Annotated in this window: 36 protein-coding genes; 13 read left to right on the top strand and 23 right to left on the bottom strand. The window is 40.8% G+C overall.

Annotation, left to right across the window (positions count from 1 at the left end; all coding sequences use genetic code 11):
* Positions 1–126: 126 nt before the first annotated feature.
* Complete coding sequence (gene cdaS, locus ACSBQP_RS03125) at positions 127–753, bottom strand: sporulation-specific diadenylate cyclase CdaS (RefSeq protein WP_007500734.1); 627 nt, start codon at positions 751–753, stop codon at positions 127–129.
* Positions 754–834: 81 nt separating this feature from the next.
* Between cdaS and ACSBQP_RS03120 the strand changes: the two genes are divergently transcribed.
* Complete coding sequence (locus tag ACSBQP_RS03120) at positions 835–960, top strand: hypothetical protein (protein ID WP_003215647.1); 126 nt, start codon at positions 835–837, stop codon at positions 958–960.
* A 59-nt stretch (positions 961–1019) separates the two neighbouring features.
* Entirely contained in the window at positions 1020–2387 is a 1368-nt protein-coding gene (locus tag ACSBQP_RS03115) for an MATE family efflux transporter (RefSeq protein ID WP_048003184.1), read from the top strand.
* 21 nt (positions 2388–2408) lie between these two features.
* On the opposite strand, the gene bshB2 is transcribed toward ACSBQP_RS03115, so the two are convergent.
* The 4 genes from bshB2 to rarD all read right to left on the bottom strand — a co-directional run bounded on the left by bshB2 (position 2409) and on the right by rarD (position 4710).
* The gene (gene bshB2, locus ACSBQP_RS03110; RefSeq protein WP_007500738.1) at positions 2409–3074 is read right to left on the bottom strand and encodes a bacillithiol biosynthesis deacetylase BshB2; all 666 of its coding nucleotides are present in this window, start codon (positions 3072–3074) and stop codon (positions 2409–2411) included.
* Between the two features lie 17 nt (positions 3075–3091).
* The gene (locus tag ACSBQP_RS03105) at positions 3092–3442 is read right to left on the bottom strand and encodes a YojF family protein (RefSeq protein ID WP_024718572.1); all 351 of its coding nucleotides are present in this window, start codon (positions 3440–3442) and stop codon (positions 3092–3094) included.
* The gene (locus ACSBQP_RS03100; protein ID WP_048003185.1) at positions 3439–3720 is read right to left on the bottom strand and encodes a hypothetical protein; all 282 of its coding nucleotides are present in this window, start codon (positions 3718–3720) and stop codon (positions 3439–3441) included. Before ACSBQP_RS03100 ends, ACSBQP_RS03105 begins: the two co-directional genes overlap by 4 nt.
* A gap of 78 nt (positions 3721–3798) precedes the next feature.
* Positions 3799–4710 (bottom strand): EamA family transporter RarD, encoded by a 912-nt coding sequence (gene rarD, locus ACSBQP_RS03095; RefSeq protein WP_435028180.1) that lies wholly within the window; start codon positions 4708–4710, stop codon positions 3799–3801.
* 86 nt (positions 4711–4796) lie between these two features.
* Here rarD and ACSBQP_RS03090 point away from each other — a divergent pair, with 86 nt between their 5' ends.
* Complete coding sequence (locus ACSBQP_RS03090) at positions 4797–5270, top strand: germination protein GerT (RefSeq protein WP_017359677.1); 474 nt, start codon at positions 4797–4799, stop codon at positions 5268–5270.
* Between the two features lie 40 nt (positions 5271–5310).
* Here the strand turns inward: ACSBQP_RS03090 and ACSBQP_RS03085 are convergent, their stop codons facing one another.
* The gene (locus ACSBQP_RS03085; RefSeq protein ID WP_003215921.1) at positions 5311–5529 is read right to left on the bottom strand and encodes a hypothetical protein; all 219 of its coding nucleotides are present in this window, start codon (positions 5527–5529) and stop codon (positions 5311–5313) included.
* Between the two features lie 75 nt (positions 5530–5604).
* Entirely contained in the window at positions 5605–5937 is a 333-nt protein-coding gene (locus tag ACSBQP_RS03080) for a winged helix-turn-helix transcriptional regulator (protein WP_017359678.1), read from the bottom strand.
* A gap of 141 nt (positions 5938–6078) precedes the next feature.
* Between ACSBQP_RS03080 and ACSBQP_RS03075 the strand changes: the two genes are divergently transcribed.
* From ACSBQP_RS03075 to ACSBQP_RS03065, 3 genes are all read left to right on the top strand, one after another.
* Positions 6079–6696: a nitroreductase family protein gene (locus ACSBQP_RS03075; protein ID WP_017359679.1), complete on the top strand. Its 618-nt coding sequence runs from the start codon at positions 6079–6081 to the stop codon at positions 6694–6696.
* A 237-nt stretch (positions 6697–6933) separates the two neighbouring features.
* Positions 6934–7152 (top strand): DUF3311 domain-containing protein, encoded by a 219-nt coding sequence (locus tag ACSBQP_RS03070; RefSeq protein WP_017359680.1) that lies wholly within the window; start codon positions 6934–6936, stop codon positions 7150–7152.
* Positions 7137–8630, top strand: a complete 1494-nt coding sequence (locus ACSBQP_RS03065) for a sodium:solute symporter family protein (RefSeq protein ID WP_007500747.1) — start codon at positions 7137–7139, stop codon at positions 8628–8630. The genes ACSBQP_RS03070 and ACSBQP_RS03065 overlap by 16 nt, the downstream gene beginning before the upstream one ends.
* Before the next feature lie 40 nt (positions 8631–8670).
* Here the strand turns inward: ACSBQP_RS03065 and ACSBQP_RS03060 are convergent, their stop codons facing one another.
* Positions 8671–10056 (bottom strand): S41 family peptidase, encoded by a 1386-nt coding sequence (locus tag ACSBQP_RS03060; RefSeq protein WP_057079421.1) that lies wholly within the window; start codon positions 10054–10056, stop codon positions 8671–8673.
* 151 nt (positions 10057–10207) lie between these two features.
* Here ACSBQP_RS03060 and ACSBQP_RS03055 point away from each other — a divergent pair, with 151 nt between their 5' ends.
* Positions 10208–10906: a class I SAM-dependent methyltransferase gene (locus tag ACSBQP_RS03055; protein WP_113747249.1), complete on the top strand. Its 699-nt coding sequence runs from the start codon at positions 10208–10210 to the stop codon at positions 10904–10906.
* A gap of 92 nt (positions 10907–10998) precedes the next feature.
* Positions 10999–11274, top strand: coding sequence for a hypothetical protein (locus ACSBQP_RS03050; protein ID WP_435028179.1), 276 nt, complete (start codon positions 10999–11001; stop codon positions 11272–11274).
* A gap of 49 nt (positions 11275–11323) precedes the next feature.
* On the opposite strand, the gene ACSBQP_RS03045 is transcribed toward ACSBQP_RS03050, so the two are convergent.
* The 5 genes from ACSBQP_RS03045 to ACSBQP_RS03025 all read right to left on the bottom strand — a co-directional run bounded on the left by ACSBQP_RS03045 (position 11324) and on the right by ACSBQP_RS03025 (position 14231).
* A complete protein-coding gene (locus tag ACSBQP_RS03045; protein ID WP_017367458.1) occupies positions 11324–12154 on the bottom strand; it encodes a M15 family metallopeptidase in 831 nt (276 codons plus the stop codon).
* A gap of 68 nt (positions 12155–12222) precedes the next feature.
* Positions 12223–12918, bottom strand: a complete 696-nt coding sequence (deoD, locus tag ACSBQP_RS03040) for a purine-nucleoside phosphorylase (RefSeq protein WP_060781124.1) — start codon at positions 12916–12918, stop codon at positions 12223–12225.
* Positions 12919–13028: 110 nt separating this feature from the next.
* Entirely contained in the window at positions 13029–13346 is a 318-nt protein-coding gene (locus ACSBQP_RS03035) for a YodL domain-containing protein (protein WP_007500756.1), read from the bottom strand.
* A 54-nt stretch (positions 13347–13400) separates the two neighbouring features.
* Positions 13401–14009, bottom strand: coding sequence for a phosphatase PAP2 family protein (locus tag ACSBQP_RS03030; RefSeq protein WP_116307313.1), 609 nt, complete (start codon positions 14007–14009; stop codon positions 13401–13403).
* 51 nt (positions 14010–14060) lie between these two features.
* The gene (locus ACSBQP_RS03025) at positions 14061–14231 is read right to left on the bottom strand and encodes a YozD family protein (RefSeq protein ID WP_017359685.1); all 171 of its coding nucleotides are present in this window, start codon (positions 14229–14231) and stop codon (positions 14061–14063) included.
* A 119-nt stretch (positions 14232–14350) separates the two neighbouring features.
* Here ACSBQP_RS03025 and ACSBQP_RS03020 point away from each other — a divergent pair, with 119 nt between their 5' ends.
* Positions 14351–14485 (top strand): hypothetical protein, encoded by a 135-nt coding sequence (locus tag ACSBQP_RS03020; protein ID WP_017359686.1) that lies wholly within the window; start codon positions 14351–14353, stop codon positions 14483–14485.
* Here the strand turns inward: ACSBQP_RS03020 and ACSBQP_RS03015 are convergent.
* The 7 genes from ACSBQP_RS03015 to cgeC form a co-directional block, all read right to left on the bottom strand.
* Positions 14482–15162: a hypothetical protein gene (locus tag ACSBQP_RS03015; protein ID WP_008346441.1), complete on the bottom strand. Its 681-nt coding sequence runs from the start codon at positions 15160–15162 to the stop codon at positions 14482–14484. The two genes, ACSBQP_RS03020 and ACSBQP_RS03015, sit on opposite strands and share 4 nt — an antisense overlap.
* Positions 15163–15309: 147 nt before the next feature.
* A complete protein-coding gene (locus tag ACSBQP_RS03010) occupies positions 15310–15534 on the bottom strand; it encodes a YozE family protein (RefSeq protein WP_003215834.1) in 225 nt (74 codons plus the stop codon).
* Between the two features lie 79 nt (positions 15535–15613).
* Positions 15614–15895: a YokU family protein gene (locus ACSBQP_RS03005; RefSeq protein WP_025207505.1), complete on the bottom strand. Its 282-nt coding sequence runs from the start codon at positions 15893–15895 to the stop codon at positions 15614–15616.
* Between the two features lie 2 nt (positions 15896–15897).
* Positions 15898–17298, bottom strand: coding sequence for a lysine 2,3-aminomutase (gene ablA / locus ACSBQP_RS03000; RefSeq protein ID WP_008346434.1), 1401 nt, complete (start codon positions 17296–17298; stop codon positions 15898–15900).
* 116 nt (positions 17299–17414) lie between these two features.
* The gene (locus ACSBQP_RS02995; RefSeq protein WP_024718563.1) at positions 17415–18791 is read right to left on the bottom strand and encodes a sigma-54 interaction domain-containing protein; all 1377 of its coding nucleotides are present in this window, start codon (positions 18789–18791) and stop codon (positions 17415–17417) included.
* Between the two features lie 155 nt (positions 18792–18946).
* Entirely contained in the window at positions 18947–20242 is a 1296-nt protein-coding gene (locus tag ACSBQP_RS02990) for a glycosyltransferase family 2 protein (protein WP_050827306.1), read from the bottom strand.
* 18 nt (positions 20243–20260) lie between these two features.
* Complete coding sequence (gene cgeC, locus ACSBQP_RS02985) at positions 20261–20581, bottom strand: spore maturation protein CgeC (protein ID WP_050827307.1); 321 nt, start codon at positions 20579–20581, stop codon at positions 20261–20263.
* A 208-nt stretch (positions 20582–20789) separates the two neighbouring features.
* Between cgeC and ACSBQP_RS02980 the strand changes: the two genes are divergently transcribed.
* Together ACSBQP_RS02980 and ACSBQP_RS02975 are read left to right on the top strand one after the other, a co-directional pair.
* The gene (locus ACSBQP_RS02980) at positions 20790–21191 is read left to right on the top strand and encodes a hypothetical protein (RefSeq protein ID WP_007500770.1); all 402 of its coding nucleotides are present in this window, start codon (positions 20790–20792) and stop codon (positions 21189–21191) included.
* 183 nt (positions 21192–21374) lie between these two features.
* A complete protein-coding gene (locus tag ACSBQP_RS02975; RefSeq protein ID WP_255233830.1) occupies positions 21375–22169 on the top strand; it encodes a CgeB family protein in 795 nt (264 codons plus the stop codon).
* Positions 22170–22197: 28 nt separating this feature from the next.
* On the opposite strand, the gene ACSBQP_RS02970 is transcribed toward ACSBQP_RS02975, so the two are convergent.
* Positions 22198–22920, bottom strand: coding sequence for a cytidylyltransferase domain-containing protein (locus ACSBQP_RS02970; protein WP_008346422.1), 723 nt, complete (start codon positions 22918–22920; stop codon positions 22198–22200).
* Positions 22921–23185: 265 nt separating this feature from the next.
* Between ACSBQP_RS02970 and ACSBQP_RS02965 the strand changes: the two genes are divergently transcribed.
* A complete protein-coding gene (locus tag ACSBQP_RS02965) occupies positions 23186–24214 on the top strand; it encodes an SDR family NAD(P)-dependent oxidoreductase (RefSeq protein ID WP_035703287.1) in 1029 nt (342 codons plus the stop codon).
* Between the two features lie 52 nt (positions 24215–24266).
* On the opposite strand, the gene msrB is transcribed toward ACSBQP_RS02965, so the two are convergent.
* Both msrB and msrA read right to left on the bottom strand, forming a co-directional pair.
* Positions 24267–24698 carry a peptide-methionine (R)-S-oxide reductase MsrB gene (gene msrB / locus ACSBQP_RS02960; RefSeq protein ID WP_007500777.1) on the bottom strand — a complete coding sequence of 144 codons (432 nt, stop codon included), beginning with the start codon at positions 24696–24698 and terminating at the stop codon, positions 24267–24269.
* Positions 24698–25231 (bottom strand): peptide-methionine (S)-S-oxide reductase MsrA, encoded by a 534-nt coding sequence (gene msrA / locus ACSBQP_RS02955; RefSeq protein WP_035391726.1) that lies wholly within the window; start codon positions 25229–25231, stop codon positions 24698–24700. The genes msrB and msrA overlap by 1 nt, the downstream gene beginning before the upstream one ends.
* A gap of 138 nt (positions 25232–25369) precedes the next feature.
* Here msrA and ACSBQP_RS02950 point away from each other — a divergent pair, with 138 nt between their 5' ends.
* Entirely contained in the window at positions 25370–25801 is a 432-nt protein-coding gene (locus tag ACSBQP_RS02950; protein ID WP_007500780.1) for a MarR family transcriptional regulator, read from the top strand.
* The last annotated feature ends 17 nt before the right edge of the window (positions 25802–25818 follow it).

Genomic DNA, 25818 nt, shown 5'->3' with positions numbered 1-25818 from the left:
TGCTAGTTTCATAGTTCTATTCTACATGACAAATTTTTCTGTATCAAATGACTTTTTACTTAATTGCCTGTTTTTTCTCCTCAATAAAAAAAGCACCCTTCCCAAAGAAGAATGCTGTGTTCATGTTTACTTTCTGATTTCTTGGTCTTTTACAGTTAACGGATAGAGGACGCCTTCTTTCGCAAACGACATTTTCCCTGTTTCTTCTGATACCACAAGAACAAGGGCATCAGTCATGCCAGAAAGTCCAATGGCTGCCCGGTGTCTTGTGCCTAGAGAAGGGCTGACTTTTTTTGAGGTGAGCGGTAGGACATTTGCAGCGGAAACAAGCGTGTTTTCTTTTACTAAAAGGGCGCCATCATGAAGTGGGTTTCCAGGATAGAAAATGCTTTCTATTAATGATGCGCTAATTTTCGCATGGAGGTTTGTCCCTTTTTGTATATAATCCTCCACCTCATCTCTCCTTTGAATCACAATCAGTGCGCCATGCTTTTGTTTTGATAAGTTCTCAATGGCTAAAGAAAATTGAGCAAAACCTGGTGTGAATTCTTCCATATATGCTTGTAAATAAAACGAGGAAGCCTCTGCATGCATTTCATTAAACTGATCATGCAATGATTCGAGTTCACAAAGAAGGCATTGTTCCGTCTGGTCAAGCGATTCGACGATTTTCCTTGCATCCATCATAATTTGCGTTAAATGAGATTTCATTTCTAACTTAAACATCGCTTCTTCATTTGTGCGATTGATCATCTCACCATGTCCCTCCTTCTTTCGCTTGTGTCATAAAATAACAAATTGTGCACATTCTATTTGCATGGAGGTGAATTCAATATGACCATTCAAAAAGTGATTCAATATGCTTGCAGCATTTTAGGTGTTGTCAGTCTTTCTTTTATTTATGCCCAAATGTTCAAAAAAACGAAGCCCTCAAAGAAAAATAATCCGACGGAGAATTGATTTTTTTACATAGCGTGATATAATTCCTCTCGTTATTTCTGTTCAGAGAGGAACTTATGATGAGAGAAACGAATAGTATTCGAGCAAAGTTGGCACAATTTTTAACCATATTGATTCCGATTTTAATTACACAGGCAGGTCTTTCGCTCATCACATTTTTAGACACGGTGATGTCTGGAAAAGTGAGTGCAGAAGACCTAGCAGGTGTAGCGATCGGTTCGAGCATTTGGACACCTGTTTATACTGGTCTCGCTGGCATTTTAATGGCTGTTACCCCTATTGTGGCTCAGCTGATGGGCGGCGGCCGCAGGGAAGATGTTCCTCGTGCGGTCTTCCAGGCCATTTATTTATCTTTTCTTTTAAGTATCGTGGTGATTGTCATTGGATCGATGTGTGTTCCTTTTATTTTAGGGCGACTTGGGCTTGAACCATCCGTAGAAACCATTGCCCGTCATTTTCTCAGCTTCCTTGCTATTGGAATCATCCCGCTTTTTGGTTATTCAGTCATGAGATCGTTCATTGATGCATTAGGAAAAACACGTGTAACGATGTTCATTACGTTAACCGCACTTCCTATTAATTTTGTTTTAAATTATCTCTTTATTTTTGGAAACTTTGGGTTTCCAAAGCTTGGCGGTGCAGGGGCAGGTCTTGCATCTGCGCTGACGTATTGGGCGATTTTCATCATGAGTATTTGTATTGTCATCAAAGCCGAACCGTTTGCATCCTTTCGGTTGTTTCAGACATTACCTCGCTTCAACGTCGCACGAATGGGTCAAATACTGAAAATCGGTATCCCTATTGGGTTTGCGATCTTTTTTGAAACAAGTATTTTTGCAGCTGTCACGCTCTTAATGGGTCACTTTGATACCGTGACAATCGCCAGTCACCAAGCAGCAATGAACTTTGCTTCTATTTTATATATCCTGCCGCTTAGTATCTCAATGGCTTTAACGATTGTTGTAGGTTTTGAAGCCGGTGCCATGCGGTATAAAGACGCAAAAAGCTACAGCTATATTGGCATTGCAACAGCTGTTTTGTTCTCATTATGTACCGCAGCACTCATCTTGTTATTTAGACCTGAGATCGCTGGTTTATATACAACTGAATCAGCTGTTTTACAAATGACACAGCACTTTTTGATGTATGCGATCTTTTTCCAGCTGTCAGATGCGATCGCTGCACCCATTCAGGGGGCTCTGCGCGGCTATAAAGATGTGAATTACACACTGATTGCTGCGTTTGTCTCTTACTGGGTCATCGGCCTTCCAGCTGGCTACTTGATTGGCACGTATACCTCATTTGGAGCGTTTGGTTATTGGGTTGGGCTGATTACTGGGCTTGCCGCAGGTGCCATCGTCCTATTTGTTCGTCTTAGGTTGATTGAAAGACGTATGCATTCTCATACAACAGGAAAAGGCAGCTGACTGAAGTCAGCTGCCTTTCATTTAGTCATTCCATTGATACGTCCAGAAAATTTCTTCATCAAACCATTTTTGAACGACTGGTTCTTTGTTTTTCAGCTTTTGTTCAAGCTCTCTTAGCATGCCTTCTGTTTGTGTTCTATGCGCTCTTAGTGCATTTAATTTGATATCGGCTACATCCGTAATATCAATCACAATATCGGCATTTCCTAGCACTTCTTCTCGATTTTTCGTAATGGCCATGCAGTATGTGACGGGACGGTCTTCTTTTTTCTTGCGGTATAGAGCACGAATGACCGCTTCACCTGTCGCATCATGATCAGGGTGTACGCCATGACCTGGATAAAACGTGACAATAAGAGTTGGTTTCACTTCATCAATTATGCGTTCCATCACATCCGCTAAATACTCATCATCTTCAAATTCCAACGTTTTATCCCGAAGACCAAGCATTCGCAAGTCTGTGACATCCATTTCTTTACATGCATTGATTAATTCCTGTTTTCTTAATTCAGGAAGTGTCTCACGGTTAGCATAAGTTGGACTTCCCATATTTCTTCCCATTTCTCCAAGTGTCCCGCATGCATACGTCACTGGAATTCCACGTTTTCTGCTTTGCGCGATGAGCCCTGCGACCCCGAAGGATTCATCGTCGGGGTGAGGCAGCATCACAAGTACATGTTCGTTCATCACTGTTCCCCTCTCTCCTACACCTGAAATGGTGTTTCACTAATTTGTAATGAGATCGCTAGTTTTCCGTCTGGCAGGTGTCCTGCTAACAGCAGGCGGCCTTTTTCATCAAACACGTAATCGGTTAAACCTTCTGCGTAAATCCAGCCATCTTCTGTTTTCATTCCGACACGGTATGGACCTTGTCCTTTTATTTTTGCCTGTGAATAGACAACTTTTGCGTTGCGGATATACGCCACGACCGTCATATTTTGCTCATTCACATGAGCTGAATAAGAACCAGTTGTCGTTTCAAGATGAACGAAGACTGGCCGATTTAAAAACGATTCAAGATGTGCTGTGACATCTTCCGTTTGAATTGGTTTCATGAGTGGTTCCTTCCTTCATTTTGAATTAGTTCTCGCAGCTTTTTCGTATGTAAGCTGATCAGCTGTAGTTGATGACCCTGCTCAATAGCACTTTCTAAAATTCTTTCCACAGCGAGTACATACTTTTGATGTAATGACTTTCTTGCGCGAGGATGGGTGCGTACATCAAGCAAATCATCTCGTATCGCCTCGTGTAATGAAGTCATATCCACTACATCAAGCTGCCGATTTTTCCATAAAGATTGATAAGCGTGTCCAAGCTCATCGGCTGATGACATGTGATCACCTCTACAGTTTTGGTAACAACTTATTATGACATGATCCGCCTGCAAAAAAAAGCAAACTGCTTCGTCTCTTTAATGAGAATTCGCTGTTTTTTTCATTCGCAGTTGAGAGGTTGTAAATAGTAAAATCGCCACCCAAATACAGAGGAATGTCACGATTTTTGCTGCAGATAAGTGTTCGTGATACACAAACAGCCCCAAAAAGAGTGTAATGGTCGGTGCAATATACTGCAAAATACCAACTTGGTATAAAGGAATTCTTTTGGCCCCTTCAGAAAATAAAAGAAGCGGTACAGCTGTAAAGACACCTGCAAAAAATAATAGCTCAAGAGAGCCGAAGCTGCTCGGATTCATCGTGACAACAGGTTCTTTTAAGAAGAAGAATAAGTAAACAAGCGCAGCTGGTGCAAGAAGCAGTGTTTCAATGGTTAATCCAATGGCACTCGTAAAACTCATTCTTTTTTTAATCAGTCCATAAAACCCAAAACTAAAAGCCAATACGAAAGCCACGACAGGAAATGAGCCGTACTGAACAGTTGAGATGATGACACCAGCTGCAGCAATGAGAATGGCGGTGGTTTGCATTTTATTCAGTCGTTCTTTTAAGAAAATGATGCCTAGTAAAACTGATACAAGCGGATTAATATAATACCCTAAACTCGCTTCCAGCATCAGATCGTGATTTACAGCCCAAATGTATACATACCAGTTGACCGAAATTAAAATAGCCGATAAAAGTAATGAAAAAAGTGCTTTTCCATCTATCATCAGACCTTTCACAGTCTGCATCGCTGGACGGACTTGCTTTAAATATAAAAGAATACCGCACATAAAAATAAAGGACCATACGATTCTGTGCGCTAAAATTTCGCCTGACGAAATATGCTCCATCAGTTTCCAATATAATGGGAACAACCCCCATAATGTAAAAGATGCAGCCGTATATAAGACACCTTTTGATTGTTGTTCGTTCAATCTAACCATTCCTTTCTAAACCTATCGTATATTATAGCACGCACATCACATTATGGGCATATACTAATTCAGGGCATTTAGAAAGGATGATTTGCATGTTTGACTGGAACCGATTATTCCCTTTTCAAAAGCAATTTTCAAAAGAAGCGTTAAAAAATTCAGACCCTAAAGACGTTGAGCAATATGTCAATCAAGTCATGGAAAGTGTTTTCGGCTCCAATTATTCTGCTCAATTCCCCTTTCAGGATCCGCTGTCTCAGAAGCAGAAAGAAAGAGAGCCAGACGATAAAAAAAAGAAAGAGCCGAATGTTGAAGTATTTGAGACGACAGATCACGTGTTTGTCAAAATAGAGCTCGATCGTCCGAACACGGAAAAAGTAAAAATCAAACATACAGCCAATCTGCTGTTTATTGATCATTTTCCTGAAGAGAATAAACAAAAGAAGGTTGTCCTGCCTGCTGCTGTGAAAAGAAAAGGAACGAAGGCTTCGTATCAAGATGGTATTTTAGAAATTATGTTTTTAAAGCATGATGATCCAGGCATTTCTGAAATTGATATTCCATTATAAAAAGCCTGCTTTGAAATGGAAGCAGGCTTACTCTTTTTTCTTAATAATATGGTGGATATCCGCCGCCATAAGGTGGTGGAACAGGCGGTGGTGGAGGCGGGTAATATGGACGAGGATAATTAAAAATCGCACTTCCTAGAAATCCGCCAAGCAGTCCGCCGACTAAAGGAGCGCCAAAACCAAAAAACAAAGGGACTCTAGATTCATATGGCGGAATGCCAGGGGCACCGCCTCGAAAATACGGAGTATGAGGGTACATGCTTTTCTCCTCCTTTGTCATGTGCCTAACATCAGCATATTCATTAGAAGACAAAACGTTTGGGCAAACCTAAAACTAAGCTTGCTCCTTTTTTTCATGAGATCCAGCATACTCCCCTGCCCAGCGCGATACTTCTCCGAACACACCATGTAATGCACTCCCTTTTTCGGTTAGACAATAGATGACTTTGACTGGCGTTTCAGGAAGTACAGTGCGCTTTATGATTCCTTCTTGCTCAAGCTCTTTTAAGCGTTCTGCGAGCATTTTTTGACTGATGGATGGAATAATGTCCGTCAGGTCTTTAAACCGCTTCGGACCATCAAGCAATACATGAATGATGAGACCATTCCACCTTTTGCCAAGAAGCAAAAAAGCTTGCTGAATGTTTGGACATAATTGAAATTCCATATATTTCAGCCTTTCTTTTCATAATCGTTTGACAAACTAACGGTGTACAATTTAAAATATATCTCTAGTTACAATAAGTAAGTTTCTCACTTTTTTATTTATTGTACCATACTATTTGCAAAAACGGGAGGAAATATCCATATGGCGAGCGATCAAAAAACGATTGACATTTTAAAAGAAAGAGCTTCAGTAAAAGAGTATGATACAACTCATGAAATGACAAAAGAAGAGTTAACAGAGCTTCTTGATATCACAACAAAAGCACCATCTGCTTGGAACCTTCAGCATTGGCATTTCACTGTTTTCCATAGTGCTGAATCAAAAGCAAAACTTCTTCCAATAGCTTACAACCAAAAACAAGTCTCTCAAGCATCAGCTGTGATTGCTGTGCTAGGTGACCTTGAAGCCAATCTAAAGGGTGAAAAAATCTACAGTGAGCTAGCAGAACAAGGCTTCATCACAGAAGATATTAAAGAAACACTGATGACACAAATCAATGGTGCTTACCAAAGCGAGCAATATGCACGTGAAGCTGCGTATTCAAACGCTTCGTTAGCTGCTATGCAATTAATGATTGCGGCGAAAGCAATGGGATATGATACATGCGCAATGGGCGGTTTCAGCAAAGAAGCGTACGTGAAAGAATTCAATGTGAGCGGTCGATACGAACCAGTGATGTTGATTTCTGTCGGGAAAGCAGCAAAAGAAGCTCACAAAAGCAATCGTTTTGACATCGAAGAAGTATCTGATTTCCTATAAAAAACGGCACAGTCTCAGCGTCATGCTGGGGCTTTTTTATTTGCTCTAAATATTATTTTTCCATACTTATTTTCAAGTCTTCCTTTCTCATTCTTCAGTATTTAACTCTTTTTAAAAATGAAAGCGTTATATTAGTATGATATTCATAAAAATGATTGTTTTTTCTGAAAATGGTCTTGTGATCTAATCTGACAACTGCTATTATTATGAAATTACAAAATATTAGAGGAGGAAAACATGAACAAAAAACTGATACTGGCGCTACTCATCGCGATTCCATTCATTGGACAGCTTGCACTGCTCCCCTTTGTGAATCGTATTCATCCATTTGTCATCGGGCTGCCTTTTTTCCACTTCTGGCTCTTACTATGGATTGTACTCACACCCGTTTGCACATTTATCATTTACAGGATGCAACATTCAAATGGAGGAACTGACGAATGCAAGGAAACTTAACAGCTTTATTGATTACTGCAAGTATCATTTTCATCGTCGTGGTCATCGGTTTTGCCGCTGGTCGTGATAAATCATCAAGACAATCAGTCGAAGAATGGTCTGTTGGCGGGAGAAAATTTGGCGGGCTTCTCGTCTGGTTCCTTGTTGGCGCAGACTTATATACTGCTTATACCTTTTTAGGGCTCACAAGTACAGCTTATACAGCGGGAAGTGTTGCTTTTTTCGCTATCCCCTATTCAGTTCTTGCTTATTTTATTGCGTATTTCTTCTTACCAAAACTTTGGACGGTTGCAAAAAATCACAAGCTGACAACACTTGCTGATTATGCACGTGAGCGATTTGACAGTAAACTGTTATCCAGCTTGATTGCCATTGTTGGTGTACTCATGCTCATTCCATACATTTGTCTTCAGTTAAGCGGGATTCAAGATACGTTAACTGTCGCTGGAACGAGTTATATTAATGTGAATGCAGTTGTTATAATTTCATTTATTTTAGTTGCACTTTATACATTTTTCAGTGGTATTAAAGGTCCTACATATACAGCCATTATTAAAGATATTCTTGTTTGGGTGATCATGCTCTTTATGGTCGTTTCCCTCCCGATTATTCATTTTAACGGCTGGACCCCAATGATGAATACGTTAGCTAAGGAAGCCCCACAGCTTCTGACGATTCCTGAAGGCGGGCCTAAAGGCATTTTGTGGTTTATTACCGCATCAGGTGTTTCTGCACTCGCATTATTTATGTGGGCACATGCAGCAACTGGCGTTTTCACAGCCAAAAGCGCAGATGCCATCCGTAAAAACAGTATGTTTTTACCTCTTTACAACATTGTATTGATTTTGGTCATCTTCCTTGGCTTCATTGCCTTTTTAGTCTTACCGGAAGATACAAATCCAAGATTTGCTCTTCTTCATTTAATTCAGACGTCATATGGCGGCGTGATGCAGGGGCTTGCGTATTCAACGATTGCACTTGCTTCTCTCATTCCATGTTCGATCATGGCCATTGGGGCGTCGAATTTATTTGCCAATAATTTGTACCGTGATTTAATCCATCCAACTGTGTCACCTAAACGGTTAACGATCATTACACGTTCGATGGTATTTATCGTGATCGGGCTTGCTCTTTTATTCGGTATGCTGTTCCCGACTGCGCTTGTCACGCTTCAGCTGATCGGTGTTTCAGGAATGGTTCAAATCTTCCCTGCCATTGCGATCAGCTTGTTCTGGAAAAAACAATCAAGAGAAGCAACGATTGCGGGTTTAGTTGTTGGCATCATCGTCACCTTTACAGCCAATATCTCACAAGTCACGTTTGGTCTTTATGAAGGATTTCTTGGTTTACTAGCAAACGTTGTGGTCATCCTGATTTTGAATCCATTCTTCCAAAAGAATGTCACATCTAATGCTGTGACAAGTGATTTGTTTGAAAAGAATGGGAAAACAACGGAACCTGTGGCTAACAAAGCGTAATACAAGAAAAAAAGCAGTCCCCTGATGAGGACTGCTTTTTCTATTTCATTTCTTTTTTCAACACTTCAATGGCTTTTTTCATTTGCGTGTCATTTTTCTTGAGCTTATCTTGGATGTTTGTCATCAGTACCGTCGTTGTGTCCCCTGTCAGAATACCATCAGCCTTTAGATCGTGATCTGATTGGAACCTTTTCACGATCGACTGGAATGCTTGATCATATTCTCCATTGGCTTTTGCTTTGTAGCCAAGCGCTTGGAACATTTTTTGAGCCGCTTTGACTTCATCTCCATCATCATTCAGTTGATACGTCTTTTTCGGACTTAAGTATGGCAGCTTCGCATAACTCGGCAGAGATGCTTTCACCTGTGGCTCAATTCCTTTTTTGTGAATCCAAGACCCGTCTGGTGTCAGCCACTTGGCAATGGTTAATTTCACACTAGAACCATCATTGTAGCTTTGCGCATTCTGAACAGTCCCTTTACCAAATGTCTTTTCTCCAACCAGTTGAATGCTAGAGGATTGGTGCAGAGCTGCCGCCATGATTTCAGCAGCACTCGCTGAACCGCCGTTTACAAGAACAACTGTCGGCTGATGAACTTTGCGTTCTTTTTCCGCTTTGTACACTTGTTTCTTTCCTTTTTCCTCAACCTGCATAATGACTTTTCCTTTATCGATAAAGTCATTGCTCATTTCAATTGCTTCTGTCATAATGCCGCCTGGATTATCTCTCAGATCAATGACAAAACCTTTTGCCCCTTTTTTCTCGAGGTCATCAATCGCTTTATCTAACTCTTTAGACGTCGTTTCAGCAAAAGACGTGATTTGGATTTCGCCTATTTTATCTTTTGTTAGTTTTGCATACACCGTTTCAAGTGGAATCGTATCTCTTGTGATCGTGACATCCACATTTCCAACACCTTGTCGGTTCAAATGCAGTTTGACATCCGTTCCTTTTTTCCCTCTGATAAGAGAAACGGCTTTATTCACTGACATACCTTTTGTACTTTTACTATCCACTTTTAAAATACGATCATGAGGTTTCAAACCAGCTTTTTCAGCAGGAGAGCCTTTAATCGGTGCGACAATTAAAATTTGTCCATCCTTCTCTTCTACTTGTGCACCAATTCCTTCAAATGAAGATGAAATGGTGTTGTTAAACCCTTCGGCTTCCTCCTGATCCATATATGTAGAGTATGGATCATCAAGTGATGCAATCATTCCTTGAATCGCACCGTCTACTAGTTTTTGATCATCCGTTTTTTCGTAATACTCGTTTTTTACCTTCGTATATGCAGCCATGAGTTTACTAAACTTCTCATCTCCTGAAACGCTGACAGCACCTTGTTTTGTGATCACAAATGTAATCGCTGAGGAAAGCGCTGCTGTTACCAGAATGGCTATCACGAACTTGAATTGTTTTTTCAAAAAAACACCACCTTTATCTCCTTTCATTATTATCAAGGACGATTCTTCATCCGTCAACCAAAGGATCAAACTTCTATTTGAAAAGATAAGCCATTTCGCCCTGCAATGCATAATCTTTAGAGAGAAACATGATAAAGAAAGAAGGGATCCCATGAGTGACTATGTAGAAATGCTTGCCTATTTTGGTGTATCAGGTGCCCATCCTGGCGGAATTGAGCTAACAAAAACGATGATTGAGCATCTTCACTTGGCGTCTGACGATCGTATACTGGATGTTGGATGCGGCACAGGACAAACAGCCGCCTATCTAGGACATTTAGGTTATGAAGTAGAGGCGATTGATACACACCCTTTGATGATTGAAAAAGCCAATCTGCGATTCGAGCGGGAACAACTACCTTTCCGTGCACAGCAAGCATCGATCGAACACCTGCCATTTGCGGATGACTCGTTCTCTCTACTGATCAGTGAATCTGTTTTAAGCTTTACCCATTTACCTGCTGCGCTTGCTGAGATCAAACGGGTGCTTGCTCCTGGAAAACAATTGATCGCAAATGAGGCTGTGTTAAAAGTGCCGCTCCCCTCAAAAGAACAGGCAACCATTCGGGAGTTTTATGGGTTTCACTCCCTCTTTTCATTTCCTGAATGGAAAAAACAGTTAGCGTCCGCAGGATTCCGTGACATTCAGATTCTCTCATTTGATGAGCACATGGTGCAGGAAGAGCCGACCGAAATGGAATTATCAGATCAAATACCACCTTCTCTTTATGATACATTACAGACACACTATGACCTGATTCAAACACACCGAGAACATCTGAGTCACCTTGTATTTGAATGTACAGTATAAAATGAGCGAATCTCCTATATGTTTTGTCCAAACTCTATGAAGTCTTTCGCATAGGATAAGAGTGAAAAGAGTTTGTCATAAGGAGGAAAAACATGGAGCGCTACTATAAACTTTGTCAGCAGCATATGGGGAAAGTAGCTAGAATTACTGATCGAAATGGCAGAGTACATGTTGGACGTATTGAGCGGGTGTCAAACCGCAAAGTTTATATCCGTCCAGTCGGCGGGTCCCGCAGGGGCTTAGGCTTTGGCTATTACGGAGGTTATTACGGAGGCTATTACGGAGGCTATTATGGCTGGGGTCCAGCTTATGGCATCGGTCTCGGTTTTATTACCGGCTTCGCATTAGCAGGTTTGCTCTTTTTTTAAAACGGCGTATAAAAGAAGGCCTCCCAGCTTCGGGAGGCCTTTTATTTGTTTATATTTTCTTCACTTTGTTCATATACTCTTCGAATGTTAAATCATGATCGTGCATCGCTTTTGCAGCTTCTTTCCCTACATAGCGCAAGTGCCACGGCTCATATTCATATTTCGTGATGTCTTCTTTCCCTTTTGGATAACGGATGATAAAGCCATATTTATAAGCGTTTTTGGCTACCCATTTACCATCAGGTGTTTCACCAAATTTTTCAGAGATTTCAAAGCCGGCACTTTTTGAGGAAATATCCATAGCTAAACCTGTTTGATGTTCACTTTCGCCTGGTAAGGCTACGGCTTCTTGGGCTTTTTCTTTCCCTTTTAGTTTCACTTCACTATCAAAAATGACCTTTTGACGATCATAGGAACGATAGCCCGATACTGCAGCAAGCTCAAAGTTTTCCTTTTTAGCACCTTTGAATAACTTCGCAAGTGCCTCCGCTGCTTCTTTTCGAATATATCGTTTTTCAATATCCTCTGAAAAAGAGAATTCCACTTTTGGTACAACGAGATCAGAAGGTTTATAGGTTCCTGGCAGTGCATATTCTTTGTTCACTAAAGCAAGCACATTTTCAGGGTTTTGAATGGTCTTCAGTCCGCTCACTACCTTGATGTCATTGAAATATTCACTCTTTAACGTCAGCTCTTGATTAGATGAATCTGCCGTATCGTTTGAGTTTTGCTGGGGTGATGAACTTGCTGCGTTCTTTTGTTCGTTTGTTTTGTTAGATTCAGTGGTACCGCTTTTCTGATCCAGCAACTGGCAGCCTGATAATGCGGCCGTCAAACCAAGAATCGATGCGATTGAGAGTATTTTATAGCTTTTCTTCATGACATACCTTCCTTTTGCTCTACTAAAAAAATAAAGATGCGCTACATCGTAGCACACCCTTTATACTATTATAAAACAGAATCTAGTGCAATTAAGATCATTTCGTCAAATGTCGTTTGACGCTCTTCAGCAGTTGTTTCTTCTCCTGTTAGCACATGATCGCTCACTGTCAGAATCGACAACGCTTTTCTGCCAAATTTTGCAGCAAGCGTATAAAGAGCCGTTGTCTCCATTTCGATCGCTAGAATTCCATATTGATCCATCAGCTCAAGTGGTTTTTCATTATAAAACTGGTCTGCTGTAAATACATTCCCAACACGCACAGCTACATTTTTCACTTCTGCTGTGTCGTAGGCTTTTTTCAGTAAACCAAAATCAGCACATGGTGCGTAATCAATCGGTCCAAATGCCACACGGTTCATTTGAGAATCTGTTGATGATGTTTGAGCTAAGATGACGTCACGTACATTGACATCTTTTTTGATCGCTCCGCAAGAACCAACACGGATTAAGTTTTGAACATCATAGCTTTGGATCAGCTCATTCACATAGATCGAAATAGACGGTACGCCCATTCCAGTACCTTGTACAGAAATGCGTTTTCCTTTATATGTTCCAGTATAACCATACATGCCGCGCACTTCGTTATAGCACACAACATCTTCTAAATATGTATCTGCAATATATTTCGCACGAAGCGGATCGCCCGGAAGCAATACCGTTTCTGCAATTTGTCCTTTTTCTGCTCCAATATGTACACTCATTTTTTAGCCTCCACTTACGTTTAACATGTGTTTAGTCCCATTTATTATAAACGATTGAGATCAAAAAAGAAAATACCAGCTGAAAGTAAAGCTGGCATCGTCGTTTATATTTAACTCATCGTCATTAGGCGTTCACTGCGTTTCCATCCTGCCGGAAAGAGCTGGTAGTAGCACTTCCCTTTTTTCTGGTCATCAATCACAACGATATCCCCTGTTGTGATAAACCGTGCATTGTAATCATTAGGGACTGTATCTTGTACATTAAATGTCGAGAATGCTTTTTCCAGTACATCAAGGTGTGTCCTGCCGCCAATCTTTGTCCGGTACACAGGCTGATGTCCGCTTTCTGCACCATATTCAGGTGTTTGATAAATGGTTAAGTGATAAGCTGAAGGTTTCTTTTGAAAAAATCTCAACGTCAATTGCATTCAAATCCCTCCCCTTTTATATAAAATTGGCTGGGATCTATGAATTTCCTTCTTCTATTTTTGTCGAATGACGGACAATTTTTCGTCAATCTTTTTACATATGAGAAATAAAGCTAGTCCTATCGCAAAGCCCCCTGCTACATCAGTGACATAATGCACACCGATATACATCCTGCTGATGCCGATCATCAGCACATAGCACCCTGTCACCATGTAGACTGCTTTTTGTCTCTTTTTCAGCCACGGAACCATTTCAATGAATAGATAGGCGATAAATGGATAGATCGTTGCTGCATTCATAGAATGTCCGCTCGGAAAGCTGTAATAGGTCTCATTCACTAGATGATCAAAGCCTGGACGCTCTCTAGCAAACAGTCCTTTCAGTTCATGATTGACCGTTTTTTCTGCTATATATAGTAGAAAAAGCAGCATAATAGAGTGGTAGCGTTTATACATAAACAGCACCACGCTAAAGATGAGCATGATTGGGACAAGCAGCGCACTGATACCAAAGTCAGTCAAAGTCAGCATGACATCATTTAAAAAAGGAAGTCTGATGTTTTCAAACGATAAGATGATCTGGTTGTCCAACTCCTGGAACATGCCAGACACCATAAGCGCTGCGATGGCGCCAAACAAAAGGAAAAAAATGATGACATACACGCGAAACAATTCCCCTCCCTTTCTACTCAGAATCTCTTCAAAGTATAGTGCCTACCACGCCTCTTCTTCAACTATCATTGCTTTCCTCAGCATATATTCAAATGTAATATCGGCAAGCTCAAACGTTTCCAGCTCAGATGGTATGTACCCTCTTTTGACCAGCTCCGTGTAGAAGAATTCTGCAATTTCCTCTGTATCAATCACCAAATCTGCTTCTTTCATTGCTTTCCGCCTCCTTTTTTATGATGTATGAACGCTGCCTTATTTTTATTACAGTTTGTCATAATGGCTCATTCCATACATATAAATGCAGTAAACGAAAAGAAAAGGGGCATGAGGCAATGAAATGGTTAAGCATTTTAGATGGACATACTTTTGATCAGGTGATGGGCCGTATCTTGAGGGGATGGTTTTATGTGATTGCTTTTTTCTGTGTTCCTTACTTTTTATTCGTGTTAGGACAAGTCTTCTTTTAACCAAAATGCTCGTTTAAACTTTCCAAAATAAAGTCCATCATATCCTTATATTCTGGGTCTTTGAAAAATTCATAGAGAATTTTATAATCATTGTAAATATCAAGAAGCTCATCCACTATAGATACAGCGAGAAATTCTAGTGATGCTTCGCTTTCTTGTTTCTCTTCTAACTGTAATAGAGCGGTTTGCACCATATCTTCCTCTATTTCTTTTGAGGTTTCTCCAACGTAATGCACAAAAAGAAGCTGATGAACAAACTGATCCATCTCATATTTTCTTAGGACAAGCGTCAAGTCTTCTTCTTCTGTTTCCAGCCATTCTCCGTCTTTTAACCTTGTCAGTTCATAAATGACATCTTCCCAGCCATCTTCAAGGTAGCGCCATATCTCAGTCCGATGGCCAATGATTTTAAATAGCTCTTTCCCGTAATCCTTTACATATACAACATCGCCAATGAGGAACTCATATTCAATGTCCAGCTTTTCTGTATCTACAATCACCCCGTCGTACTCATCGTAAAGCTGGAGTGATGTTTCAAAATAAAGCACCTCATTATGATTGACCTCATATAGATAATGTTGGTCAATTTGATGGACTTTTGTTATCGTTCCAACTGTGCCGTACATGACAACGACGACAATATCCCCTACTTTATATTTTGGTGCTTTCGCCTTCATTCTGTCTCCCCCTTGCCCGACTTTTGGTCTTAACGTATCGTATGCCGGCGCAAGGAATTCTGCATGGGCAACCACACCATGCAAAACGCCATTTTATTTCTTCATGAAAAAACCGCTTCTTCCATACGGAACAAGCGGTTGTGTGTGTTATTTTTTTTTGACTTCTACTTCGTATTGCTCAAAAGCCTCATCAAATGTCGTCATGGAGCTTAAATAGTCCCCATTTAACTCTAAATAGGCACATAGCTCATGATAATCAGTGGATGCTTTAGGAAAGCTGTGATCTTCATAAGCAGCATTTGCAAAATGACTGATTTCATCCTTCGGTTTTGGATGTCTGTACTTCATTAAATAATGGTAAAACGACTTCACCTGTTTTTCCCTCCGCGACACTCTATTTTGTTGTTATATTATACAGGAATTTGATGACTTGTATAGGCGGAGGTACAACTTATGAAGAAAAATCAAAGTAATTACGCTTTAATAACCGCTCCATGCTCATTAATTCTGCATATGAGATTTTTTCTGGAAGTTTTGTTTGATCGACTAAAATTAATTGATCTTCTATCTCTTTTACTGTCTCATCCTTCTGATACGTCATCCCGCAATGCGTGCAAGAAATCGAAGGCGTTTCCAAAATCTCAATCGATTGTGTGCCCGTGATGAGTTCCCAATAGACTGTGGTCTGTCCTGCGTTCGCTTTCTTCTCCTCACACCAATCACATGTCAGCAACTTTATTTCTCCTCCTTTACGGTTTGTTCTTTTTTGAGCTGGGCTTGATATTTCTTCTCTTTTAATTCATCTCGTTTTTCACGTTTGTTTTTGAGCGTATCATGTTCAGGATTCGTTTCATAAGACTCTCTTCGTTTCATTCGGCTTAAATTTTCAGGCGTAAAGGATCTTGCTTCATCCTCAAATAGAGCAGTTATGCCAATGGCGGGTTCTTTCTTTTCTTCATAGATTTCATTAAAATACGCATCTGCTTGGCCTGCGACGTAATGTTCTGGCTCCGGATAAGAGGTGATCACACCTTCAAAGTTACGCAGGACCACTTTCTCTGGGCTTTGAGATAATAAATAATTTGGCTGTAAGGTGATCTTACCTCCTCCGCCTGGTGCATCTACAACAAAGCTTGGCACGGCATAACCACTCGTATGTCCTCTTAAGCCTTCAATGATTTCAAGGCCTTTTGAAACCGGTGTTCTAAAGTGGCCGATCCCCTCAGATAAATCACATTGATAAATATAATAAGGTCTGACGCGAATCATGACGAGATCATGCATCAGCTTCTTCATAATTGGAACACTGTCGTTAATTCCTGCTAGGATCACCGCCTGATTACCAACAGGGACGCCAGCATTGACAAGGCGCTCACACGCTTCTTTCGCTTCTTTTGTGATTTCAATGCTTGTATTAAAGTGAGTGTTCAGCCAAACAGGATGATATTTTTTTAAAATCTCACACAATTCATCTGTAATTCGCTGCGGAAACACGACCGGTGCACGTGTTCCAATTCGAATGATTTCAACGTGAGGAATGTCTCGTAAGTTTTTCAAAATGTATTCAAGCACTTGATCATTAATTAACAGCCCGTCACCGCCTGAAATTAACACATCCCGCACTTCAGGGGTTTCTCTAATATATCCAATGGCGGCATCTAATTGCTTTTTCGGCACACCCATCCCGATCTGACCAGAAAAACGCCTTCTCGTACAATAGCGGCAGTACATGGAGCACTGATTTGTGACAAGAAACAGCACACGATCTGGGTAGCGGTGCGTTAAACCTGGAACAGGTGAATCCTCATCTTCATGGAGCGGATCTTCGAGGTCATATTTTGTTTTATGAAGCTCTTCTGCAATCGGTACAGACTGCATACGAATTGGACATCTTGGATCGTCTGGATTCATCAGTGAGGCATAGTAGGGTGTTATGTTGAGTGGAATGGTTTTCGTGGAAATCTTCACCCCTTCTTTTTCCTCTTCTGTTAAGTTCACGACTTTTTCTAAATCTTCTAGCGTTTTGACCGTATGCGTCAGCTGCCAAATCCAGTCGTTCCACTTTTCCTCGGGTACGTCCTTCCAAAGTTCGATGTCCTTCCAATGTCGCGCAGGTTGATACAGTTTTTGATTCATATCCATTCCCCCTATCAGCATTCACTTTATACTATGCAAGTTATGTGCCAACATGGGAAAATGCCCCTATTCTTTACAAAAGGAGCTTTTCCGTCACATTCACATGTTTGAAGTGCCTACTTTTCGGCATCTGTATATTTTTTTAGTTTATACTGCAATGTTTGTCGAGGAATTTTTAAAGCGGCTGCCGTTTGCTTAATATTCCCTGCGTGCTGTCTTAAAGCTTCTTGAATCAGCGTTTGTTCAAATGACGTCACTTGACTTTTTAATGAGGACTCTGGCGGATGACTTTCTATCTGATGCGTCCGCAAATGGGCAGGGAGATATGCTGGGGTGATTTCTTCTGCTTCCTTTGGCATCATCAAGACGGCATGCTCGATCGTATGTTTTAATTCTCTGACATTCCCTGGCCACTGATGGGCCATAAATACTTGGACGGTTTCTTCAGAAAGGCGGTTGACGTTTTTAGAAAATTGCTGATGATACGTTTGAATAAAGTGGCGGGATAACAGCTGGATATCATGCTTCCTTGTGCGAAGCGGCGGGATATGAAATGATGACACATGCAGTCTATAAAATAAGTCTTCTCTTAACATTTGTTTTTTAACGGCTTCAAATGGGTCGATATTGAGGGCAGTAATCACTCTGACATTTACTTGAACCGCCTTTGCATCACCTATCCGGCGGACAACACCATCCTCTAACACACGCAGTAATTTTGTTTGAAGCGTAAGCGGCATCGCTTGCAGCTCATCAAGAAAAAGCGTACCGCCATCTGCTAACTCAAACAGCCCCTTGCGATCTATTGCGCCCGTATAACTTCCTTTGACAGACCCGAATAAAAGACTTTCAAGCAGCGATTCTGGAAGAGCAGCGCAGTTTTGCGGGATAAAGACTTGATCTTTCCGATCAGATGCATGAACAATCGCTTGTACGAGTACCTCTTTTCCTGTCCCAGTTTCCCCGAAGACCATAACCGATGAAGGATATGCAGCAGCTTTTTTCGCTTTCTCCAGCATCTCTTTTAAGTGTGGATCATTTGTTAAAAATGAAGAAAAATCGAGCATTTGAGTGGTCTCTGCGGCACCATCCGTTCGTTTTTTTTGATCTAAACGATTCGAAAGCGCCGACAGCTTCGACACATCCTTCGCTACTTCTACCGCCCCAATTAACTTGCTGCCTTCCATAATGGGCAGTGTGGTGTTGACGGTCTCAATTTTTTCTCCATTTTTATTCAAATAGGTTTGCAACGAATGATAAATGGGTTTTCCTGTTCTAAGTACATGCATGAGTGTACTTGTCTTTTCAGTTAATGAAGGATACACATCCAGTATGTACTTGCCAATCACCTCTTCTTTCGCTAAACAGTCGAACTTCGCTGCATTATGATTATAAAAGATGGTGACCCCTTGATCGTCTACAACGTGAATCGCTTCATCGATGGCTTCTAAAATTAATTCAAACCAATCCGCTCTTTCGACAACCTTCCCCACTATTTCCCCCTCACTTTCTATGCCGAAAATCCGGCACTGTATTGCCCAATTTTCAGCGGCTTGATGATGTTCAACGTGTTCCCCTATCCTTTTCACGTTTCGCTTTTTCCTGTCGATCTCCTGCTTTTTTCGTCAATTCTAAAAAAGCACCCCTCTTAGGAGGAGTGCTTTCGCCCTGACGTTTGATAAAGAGACAAGTCAAATTCCTGAAGTGACTCCATATACAGCGGCACAATTGGCTTTCCTTCTTGAAAAAATGTAAACTGAGAAGGTTGTAGTTTGATTGGCTGATGGTAAAACGCAAATATTTTCACTACCTCAGGGACAATTCGGCAAAAGGTATCATGCACAAATAAATAGACATCTTGTTTCCATTTAAACAGCCGTCTATTTGGCGGGCTGAATATAGGAGATACTTGAATGATCTTGCCATCCTTAAACGTCTCCAGCTGCTGTTTTGTGACCGTGTATATCTCCTTTTGATGAAACTGAAAATATTGCACATCACGTCTTGAAGCAAACCGTCTTTTTGTCTGATGTTCAATATAATAAAATGTTCTGCCGTTATCTGCGGTGACGACTGTATAATTCGGGACTGTCAGCGGCTCGTTCATTTCATATTTCATCGTACATAAGGAAGGAACACGAATTGCACGCCTGTTCTTTTCATTCACCCAACGCTTGTCAATGCGATGAAGATATCCGTGAGCGATTTGATAATAATCGCCTTCTCTTTCAATCACAGCTCCGTCAATTAAATCGTAGGGCATACTCGCAAACATATGATGGAATGATTGTGGCGTTTTATATGTGGTATCTAGTACTTCTTGTAATGGAAAGAACGCAGCAAAATGATTCAGTCTCATCCAAAACACAGAGTCAGCATGATGCCAATGTTTTGGTTCGTCGGCCCAGTATTGTCCGTATTTTTCATGAATAAGCGAAAGCAGCCGGCTTCTATGCATAACAGAGCAATGGTCGACTTGAAAGGATGCATGCTCCAACACTTGATCTGCTTCTCGAACGAAGCTCGCCGTTTCCACCAAATGCTGATTCACATGCACGACACGCTGCGAGGAATAGACGATATCTATGTGAGGCTTCGATTGAAAAACCTCGACCATTTTCTCTAAACGATCTTTTCTGTAGACTGTATCATCAGTTACATAACAAACCAGCTCACCTGTTATACGTGTTAATGCTTCATTAATTAGCGTTGCATAACGTACAGTCTTCAGCCGGTTTGCAGGATGAATTTGATGAGAATACAATTGAATGCGCTTATCCACTAAATAAGGCTGCATCTTTTGGATCGTTTCTTGTTCAGAGCCATCATCCATGATCAAAAGCTCCCAATGCTGATACGTTTGTTCTACCACACTCTTTAGCACACGTTCAATGAAATCAGGTTTGTTGTAGCTTGTTAATATCACTGATACTTTCATGACCATTATCCTTTTTTAAATAGATTAAAAAGCCCCCCAGCTGACAATGTTCACATAAGGAACACTTACTCTTAGCTGATTTGTCGCATTTTTAAAGACTGCTACTGAGTCAAACAATTGTACGACAACCACGTTTTGCAGCACATCTCCATTGACTAAATGAACACGCGGCAGCGGAATGCCGAGCTCAAGCCACGGGCGCAGCAATTCTTTAATCTCTGACGCATTCCCTTCCTCACTTTCCTCTAAAAGATGAAGAAGAAGTATTATCAACACAACTTCAAGTATTCCTTCTGTTTCTAGTAATTCTTCGTTCCAGCCATTTAATAGTTGTTCAAATTCCATTCAGATTCCCTCTTTCTTCTCGTTTGATCTTTACTAGAGTATGAGGATCACTTCATTTAGCATCAGCATTTGAAAACATTTTTCAAAAATGTGTGAAGTCATTAAATGAAAAAAAGAACAAGGAATGAGCATTCTGCTTATACCAAAAAAAGAGAACGGCATATACATAGTGGTGTGTTTGAATGGATGAAGAAAGGATGGGGAAAACATGAGCGAAAAGCGTGCCGAATTAAAAAAAGAGCTATTAAAGCTGTTTTTCAAACCGCTTAGTCATGCGTTAACAGTTAATCTCGAAGAAGGAGGAGTTCAAGTGGAAGAAAAATTGAACGATTTATTTAGTGAGGTAGCTGCTGAAGCATCACCTTCAGATTCTGCTACAACACTCGACGTATCTCAACCAGCAAGATGGATTTTCGCAAGACTTGCACCTGGAACAGTCATTAGCATTGTCATGGACTCAGGTGACTTAATCGGACCCGTTCAATTCGTATCATTCGATGCTTCAACAGGTGTTGTTTTCGTCACACAAGAAAGCTCTGTGACACCTACAGGCTCTGCAACGACTCTATTAGATGTAGATAAAGTAGAAAGTGTTACGTTCACATCTTAATGTGAGAGGGCCATCATGAAGCTTCTTTATATCAGCTCTGGCTACGGTGGAATCTATCGGATGTTCGATCAATGGATAGAAGATAGCTTCATTGATTCCCCCTTTTCATGCATCAAGGTGGAAAGGGAAACTCTACCCGCTCATATGCACAAAATCCGGACATTTTCTCCGGATTTTGTTTTCATGATGATCGGTGACCATATTCCAACAGAACTGCTTCATCAATTCAAACAAGAAAAGATCCCCGTTGTACTGTGGATGACAGAAGACCCTTTTTATATAGATGTGTCAGCTGCATGCGTAAGTGATGCACAGCTGATCTTAACGATTGACGAAGGTGCTTTGTCATTTTACAAACAAATGGGCGCTGATCACGCGCACTACTTTCCCATTCCAACCAATACACACGTATTTCAGAAAAAAGAATCACCACATGAATCGTGCATTTATGACATTGCACTCATTGGCTACCCTTATCCAAACCGTATCAAAGCCATCAATACACTCTTACATCAAAACAAATGGCGCATTCTCGTAGCAGGAAAAGAGTGGCATCGCGTGTTGAATAAATCACGCAAACGATATCGTGATCTCTCACTGATGACCCACTGGCTGAGTCCCGAGCAGATGGCAGACATCTATCAAACATCAGCCATTGTTCTGAATCCGCACAGGCCCGCGCAATTTGCCTATAATCAAAACAAAGCCAATGTTCAAAATATGAGTCTCAACAACAGAGCATTTGATATCGCTTCAAGCGGAGGCTTTCAGTTGACAGATCTACAACCGTCACAGGCATTTTCAAGCTTCGCTTTTTACACACATGAAAACGATTTGATTAAACAGGTCGAGCACTATGTAAAAAACCCTCAACAAAGACAATCGGTTGCAGAGAACAATTACGAGCAAGTCGTTCGCTGGAACACATTTGATACGCTGCCTTACAGACTTTATGAAATAGTCAAAAGCGCCCTATGACCGGGCGCTTTTTCTAATTGCCATCATCTTATGCCGTTCCTTCTGCATCTTGTCGAGCCAATAAAATCTTCTCTGCCTTTTTCCGATCTTCCTCACTTTTCACAACAAGCGATTGCGCATGATCCATCATATATGCACCAACAGATCCTTCTAAAAAGGAATGAATGCATTCTTTTGCATATGGAACATGAAACGCATAGACAGCTCCATTTAAACGCCCATACGTATAAGGGTGCTCCTGAGTTGGTACAAAAAAATAATGATTGTCCTTATACAGGCTGGCTTCATTGGTGTCATGAAGTGTCCAAGTTTCATTTGGATTTTCTAACGCCTCTGTAAAAGAAGCAGCACAATCATATCCTCCCTCTACTAGAAGCTGTAAGCAGTTCTCAATATCTGCCGTCTGCCTTAGTGGTGATGCTGGATGCAAATACAAAACAATATCAAACGTTTTTCCCTCTCGTTCTAAATAAGCAAGTGCGTGCTTCACAGCTACTAAAGAAGGTGTTTGTTCCGTCACATGTGTGCTTGGCAGTTCAATCACATTTGCTCCATAGTGGGCCGAAATGATTTGAGTATTCACATCCTCTGAAGATACGATGACTTCATCTAATTCAATCATTTGTAATAATGGCTGAATGGTCCAATAGATTAGCGGCCGCTCCGCCAATACGCGAATGTGTTCAGCATGATGCCCCTGCTTGCTGCTAAAAGCTGGTATCATGGCTAAAATACGATTTCCCCTATACATGTATGATCTTCTCCCCTCGCGCAGCTCAGTATCAGTGAATACATTCTGAGAGCTGAACTGATCGCCGTACTGATCGCCGTACTGAAGTCTTCAGGTGCCTCGCTATTCTACTTAATCTTCTATCTCTACATATTCTATTAAGTCGTCAAGCAGATGGTTATAATTGGTTCACCTAATTTATGCATGAAGTGGTTCTTTTCCTCAAACGTCTTCCACTCTTTCACATATGATGCAAAGTAGAGAATTGAGAGTTGGGGGATTAGATATGTCCAAACAAATAGAAACGAGTTTGAAGACCTTTTTTCGTGACAAAATCATCTTGGTCACAGGCGGTACGGGTTCGATCGGCCGGCAGATTGTGAAAAAATTAACAGCCTGCTCTCCTAAAAAGGTCATTGTCTTTAGTAAAGATGACAGTAAACAATACATGATGAAAAATGAATATGCGGCAAATCCAGAGGTTGTATTTGCACTTGGAGATGTGAGGGATGCAAGCCGCGTCAGGCAGCTTGTCAAAGGAGTAGATATCATCTTCCATGCAGCTGCACTCAAACAAGTACCCACCTGCGAAGATAATCCGTTTGAAGCTGTCCAAACCAACATCATCGGCGGACAGCATGTCATCGAAGCAGCACTTGAACATGAAGTCAGTCATGTTGTGAACATTTCAACCGACAAAGCGGTTTCTCCGACAAATGCCATGGGAGCTACAAAATTAATTTCAGAAAAATTGTTTTTTCAAGCGAATGAAAGTATTTCAAATCAGAAAACGAGGTTTTGCTCTGTCCGGTTTGGCAATGTGCTTGGATCAAGGGGTTCCGTCATCCCCATCATGCTTCAACAGTTGTTAAATGAACAACCTCTAACTGTAACTGATCCTAAGATGACACGCTTTTTTATGTCTATCGAAGAAGCTGTATCCCTCACACTTGAAGCAGCTATTATGATGAAAGGCGGCGAAACATTCATTCTCAAGATGGAGTCATTACAGCTGGCTGATCTATTGAAAGCATTTCATGAATATGCCGGTCAGATCAACGTTCCTTCTCCTGATATTCTCGTTGTCGGAAAAAGACCTGGAGAAAAACTTCACGAGGAACTCACATTCCCTCACGAGGCAGATGCACTATTTGAACATGAACAATTTTATGCCATTTTACCAAGACCACATCTTCACCCTCATTTTCAAAAAGTCCATTTGACCCATTACACATCAAACGAAGCACCGCTCATTACAAAAGAGAAGCTGTTTCACATCATTGAACAATTACATCATACACACCATAAAAAATAAAAAAATCGTCACACGGAAGCAGCTGACTTCCATGTGACGATTTTTAAATCAATTATTGAAAGATGTGTTTCAAATGACCATAGCCTTCTTTTTCAAGATCATCCTTCGGGATAAACTTTAAAGCGGCAGAATTAATACAATACCGAAGACCGTTTGGCCCTGGGCCGTCAGGGAATACATGACCAAGGTGAGAGTCGGCCGTCTTGCTGCGAACTTCTGTCCGTACCATGCCATGGCTCGTATCTACTTTCTCTTCTACCTCTTGATCTTCAATCGGTTTTGTAAAACTTGGCCAGCCGCAATGGGCATCAAATTTATCTAAAGAAGAAAACAATGGTTTGCCTGAAATGATATCTACATAAATGCCCTCTTCCTTATGATCCCAAAATTCATTTTGAAATGGCGGCTCAGTGCCATTATTTTGTGTCACTTCATACTGCATTCGGTTTAATTCTTTGATGCGCTGCTCTTTTTCGTTAGCCATTATTTATCACTCCAATGAGATTGAATAAAACCTGCTCTGCCCGAACCGACATGGTATCGTTCGTAGTGCATTTTGTTCTTTTTATAATAATGCTGATGATATTCCTCAGCAGGATAAAAAGGACTAGCCTCTAAAATTTCTGTCACGATTGGCTTTTGGAAAATTCCACTTTGGCTCAGCTGCTCTTTTGATGTTTCTGCAAGTTGCCTTTGTTTTTCATTGTGGACATAAATCCCTGTACGGTAGGACTCTCCTCTATCACCAAATTGTCCTCCATCATCTGTTGGGTCTATTTGCTGCCAATATAGTTCTAATAGCTTCTCATACGGAAAAACGTCTGGATCAAAGGTAATTTGAACGGCTTCTCTATGTCCTGTCGTATTTGTACATACTTCCTCATAGGTTGGATTCACTGTATGTCCGCCAGTATACCCTGATTCAACTTTGATAATGCCTGGCTGTTCATCAAAAGGTTTAACCATACACCAGAAACAGCCTCCAGCAAATGTGGCTAATTCTTGTTTTTCAGACATATTAGTGCCCCCTTCATTTAAAAAATGGTATCATCATATTATAACATGATAAAAAATAATGAAAATGATACGACTTGTATACCTAAAAACAAAAGAAAGCATTCTGTCGTATCTTAAAATATAATGGGGGTTTAATGATTGGAACAAAGAAAACAAATGATGTATGAAATGGATACTTTACTGAGAACCGTATTTAAGCAAATACGTTATGAAATTAACAGCCTGCTTGAAAACGAATTATCTCGGAATGAATTTCTCATTTTAAATCTGCTGCGTGAACAAGGCGCAAAAAAAGTAACGGAATTCGCTTCAATTCTCGGTGTATCAGCAAGCCATATTACAGCTGTAACCGACACACTTGTAGAAAAAGGCTGGATCACTCGTATCCGTTCAAAAGAGGATCGACGCATCATCAAAATCCACTTAACCGATAAGGGTAAGGAAATTACTGAGCATTTTGAGAAAAAGAAAACAGAATACTTCATGGAACGATTTGAATCATTTGATGATGAAGAACTGAAAACGATGATCAAATTATTTAAAAAGCTGGATAAAAGTCAAAAGGATTAAGCATAGATTTTAGCGTG

It is taken from the genome of Bacillus sp. G402 (genome assembly GCF_051172515.1).
GTDB lineage: Bacteria > Bacillota > Bacilli > Bacillales > Bacillaceae > Bacillus > Bacillus altitudinis.
The sequence above is the reverse complement of the archived record's forward strand: the minus strand, read 5'-3'. Positions and strand labels throughout refer to the sequence as shown.

Coding starts and splice junctions, on each gene's coding strand:
- cdaS (WP_007500734.1), bottom strand. CDS start 753: ATGATCAATCGCACAAATGAAGAAGCGATGTTTAAGTTAGAAATGAAA.
- ACSBQP_RS03120 (WP_003215647.1), top strand. CDS start 835: ATGACCATTCAAAAAGTGATTCAATATGCTTGCAGCATTTTAGGTGTT.
- ACSBQP_RS03115 (WP_048003184.1), top strand. CDS start 1,020: ATGAGAGAAACGAATAGTATTCGAGCAAAGTTGGCACAATTTTTAACC.
- bshB2 (WP_007500738.1), bottom strand. CDS start 3,074: ATGAACGAACATGTACTTGTGATGCTGCCTCACCCCGACGATGAATCC.
- ACSBQP_RS03105 (WP_024718572.1), bottom strand. CDS start 3,442: ATGAAACCAATTCAAACGGAAGATGTCACAGCACATCTTGAATCGTTT.
- ACSBQP_RS03100 (WP_048003185.1), bottom strand. CDS start 3,720: ATGTCATCAGCCGATGAGCTTGGACACGCTTATCAATCTTTATGGAAA.
- rarD (WP_435028180.1), bottom strand. CDS start 4,710: ATGGTTAGATTGAACGAACAACAATCAAAAGGTGTCTTATATACGGCT.
- ACSBQP_RS03090 (WP_017359677.1), top strand. CDS start 4,797: ATGTTTGACTGGAACCGATTATTCCCTTTTCAAAAGCAATTTTCAAAA.
- ACSBQP_RS03085 (WP_003215921.1), bottom strand. CDS start 5,529: ATGTACCCTCATACTCCGTATTTTCGAGGCGGTGCCCCTGGCATTCCG.
- ACSBQP_RS03080 (WP_017359678.1), bottom strand. CDS start 5,937: ATGGAATTTCAATTATGTCCAAACATTCAGCAAGCTTTTTTGCTTCTT.
- ACSBQP_RS03075 (WP_017359679.1), top strand. CDS start 6,079: ATGGCGAGCGATCAAAAAACGATTGACATTTTAAAAGAAAGAGCTTCA.
- ACSBQP_RS03070 (WP_017359680.1), top strand. CDS start 6,934: ATGAACAAAAAACTGATACTGGCGCTACTCATCGCGATTCCATTCATT.
- ACSBQP_RS03065 (WP_007500747.1), top strand. CDS start 7,137: ATGCAAGGAAACTTAACAGCTTTATTGATTACTGCAAGTATCATTTTC.
- ACSBQP_RS03055 (WP_113747249.1), top strand. CDS start 10,208: ATGAGTGACTATGTAGAAATGCTTGCCTATTTTGGTGTATCAGGTGCC.
- ACSBQP_RS03050 (WP_435028179.1), top strand. CDS start 10,999: ATGGAGCGCTACTATAAACTTTGTCAGCAGCATATGGGGAAAGTAGCT.
- ACSBQP_RS03045 (WP_017367458.1), bottom strand. CDS start 12,154: ATGAAGAAAAGCTATAAAATACTCTCAATCGCATCGATTCTTGGTTTG.
- deoD (WP_060781124.1), bottom strand. CDS start 12,918: ATGAGTGTACATATTGGAGCAGAAAAAGGACAAATTGCAGAAACGGTA.
- ACSBQP_RS03035 (WP_007500756.1), bottom strand. CDS start 13,346: ATGCAATTGACGTTGAGATTTTTTCAAAAGAAACCTTCAGCTTATCAC.
- ACSBQP_RS03025 (WP_017359685.1), bottom strand. CDS start 14,231: ATGAAAGAAGCAGATTTGGTGATTGATACAGAGGAAATTGCAGAATTC.
- ACSBQP_RS03020 (WP_017359686.1), top strand. CDS start 14,351: ATGAAATGGTTAAGCATTTTAGATGGACATACTTTTGATCAGGTGATG.
- ACSBQP_RS03015 (WP_008346441.1), bottom strand. CDS start 15,162: ATGAAGGCGAAAGCACCAAAATATAAAGTAGGGGATATTGTCGTCGTT.
- ablA (WP_008346434.1), bottom strand. CDS start 17,298: ATGAATCAAAAACTGTATCAACCTGCGCGACATTGGAAGGACATCGAA.
- ACSBQP_RS02990 (WP_050827306.1), bottom strand. CDS start 20,242: ATGGTCATGAAAGTATCAGTGATATTAACAAGCTACAACAAACCTGAT.
- cgeC (WP_050827307.1), bottom strand. CDS start 20,581: ATGGAATTTGAACAACTATTAAATGGCTGGAACGAAGAATTACTAGAA.
- ACSBQP_RS02980 (WP_007500770.1), top strand. CDS start 20,790: ATGAGCGAAAAGCGTGCCGAATTAAAAAAAGAGCTATTAAAGCTGTTT.
- ACSBQP_RS02975 (WP_255233830.1), top strand. CDS start 21,375: ATGATGATCGGTGACCATATTCCAACAGAACTGCTTCATCAATTCAAA.
- ACSBQP_RS02970 (WP_008346422.1), bottom strand. CDS start 22,920: ATGTATAGGGGAAATCGTATTTTAGCCATGATACCAGCTTTTAGCAGC.
- ACSBQP_RS02965 (WP_035703287.1), top strand. CDS start 23,186: ATGTCCAAACAAATAGAAACGAGTTTGAAGACCTTTTTTCGTGACAAA.
- msrB (WP_007500777.1), bottom strand. CDS start 24,698: ATGGCTAACGAAAAAGAGCAGCGCATCAAAGAATTAAACCGAATGCAG.
- msrA (WP_035391726.1), bottom strand. CDS start 25,231: ATGTCTGAAAAACAAGAATTAGCCACATTTGCTGGAGGCTGTTTCTGG.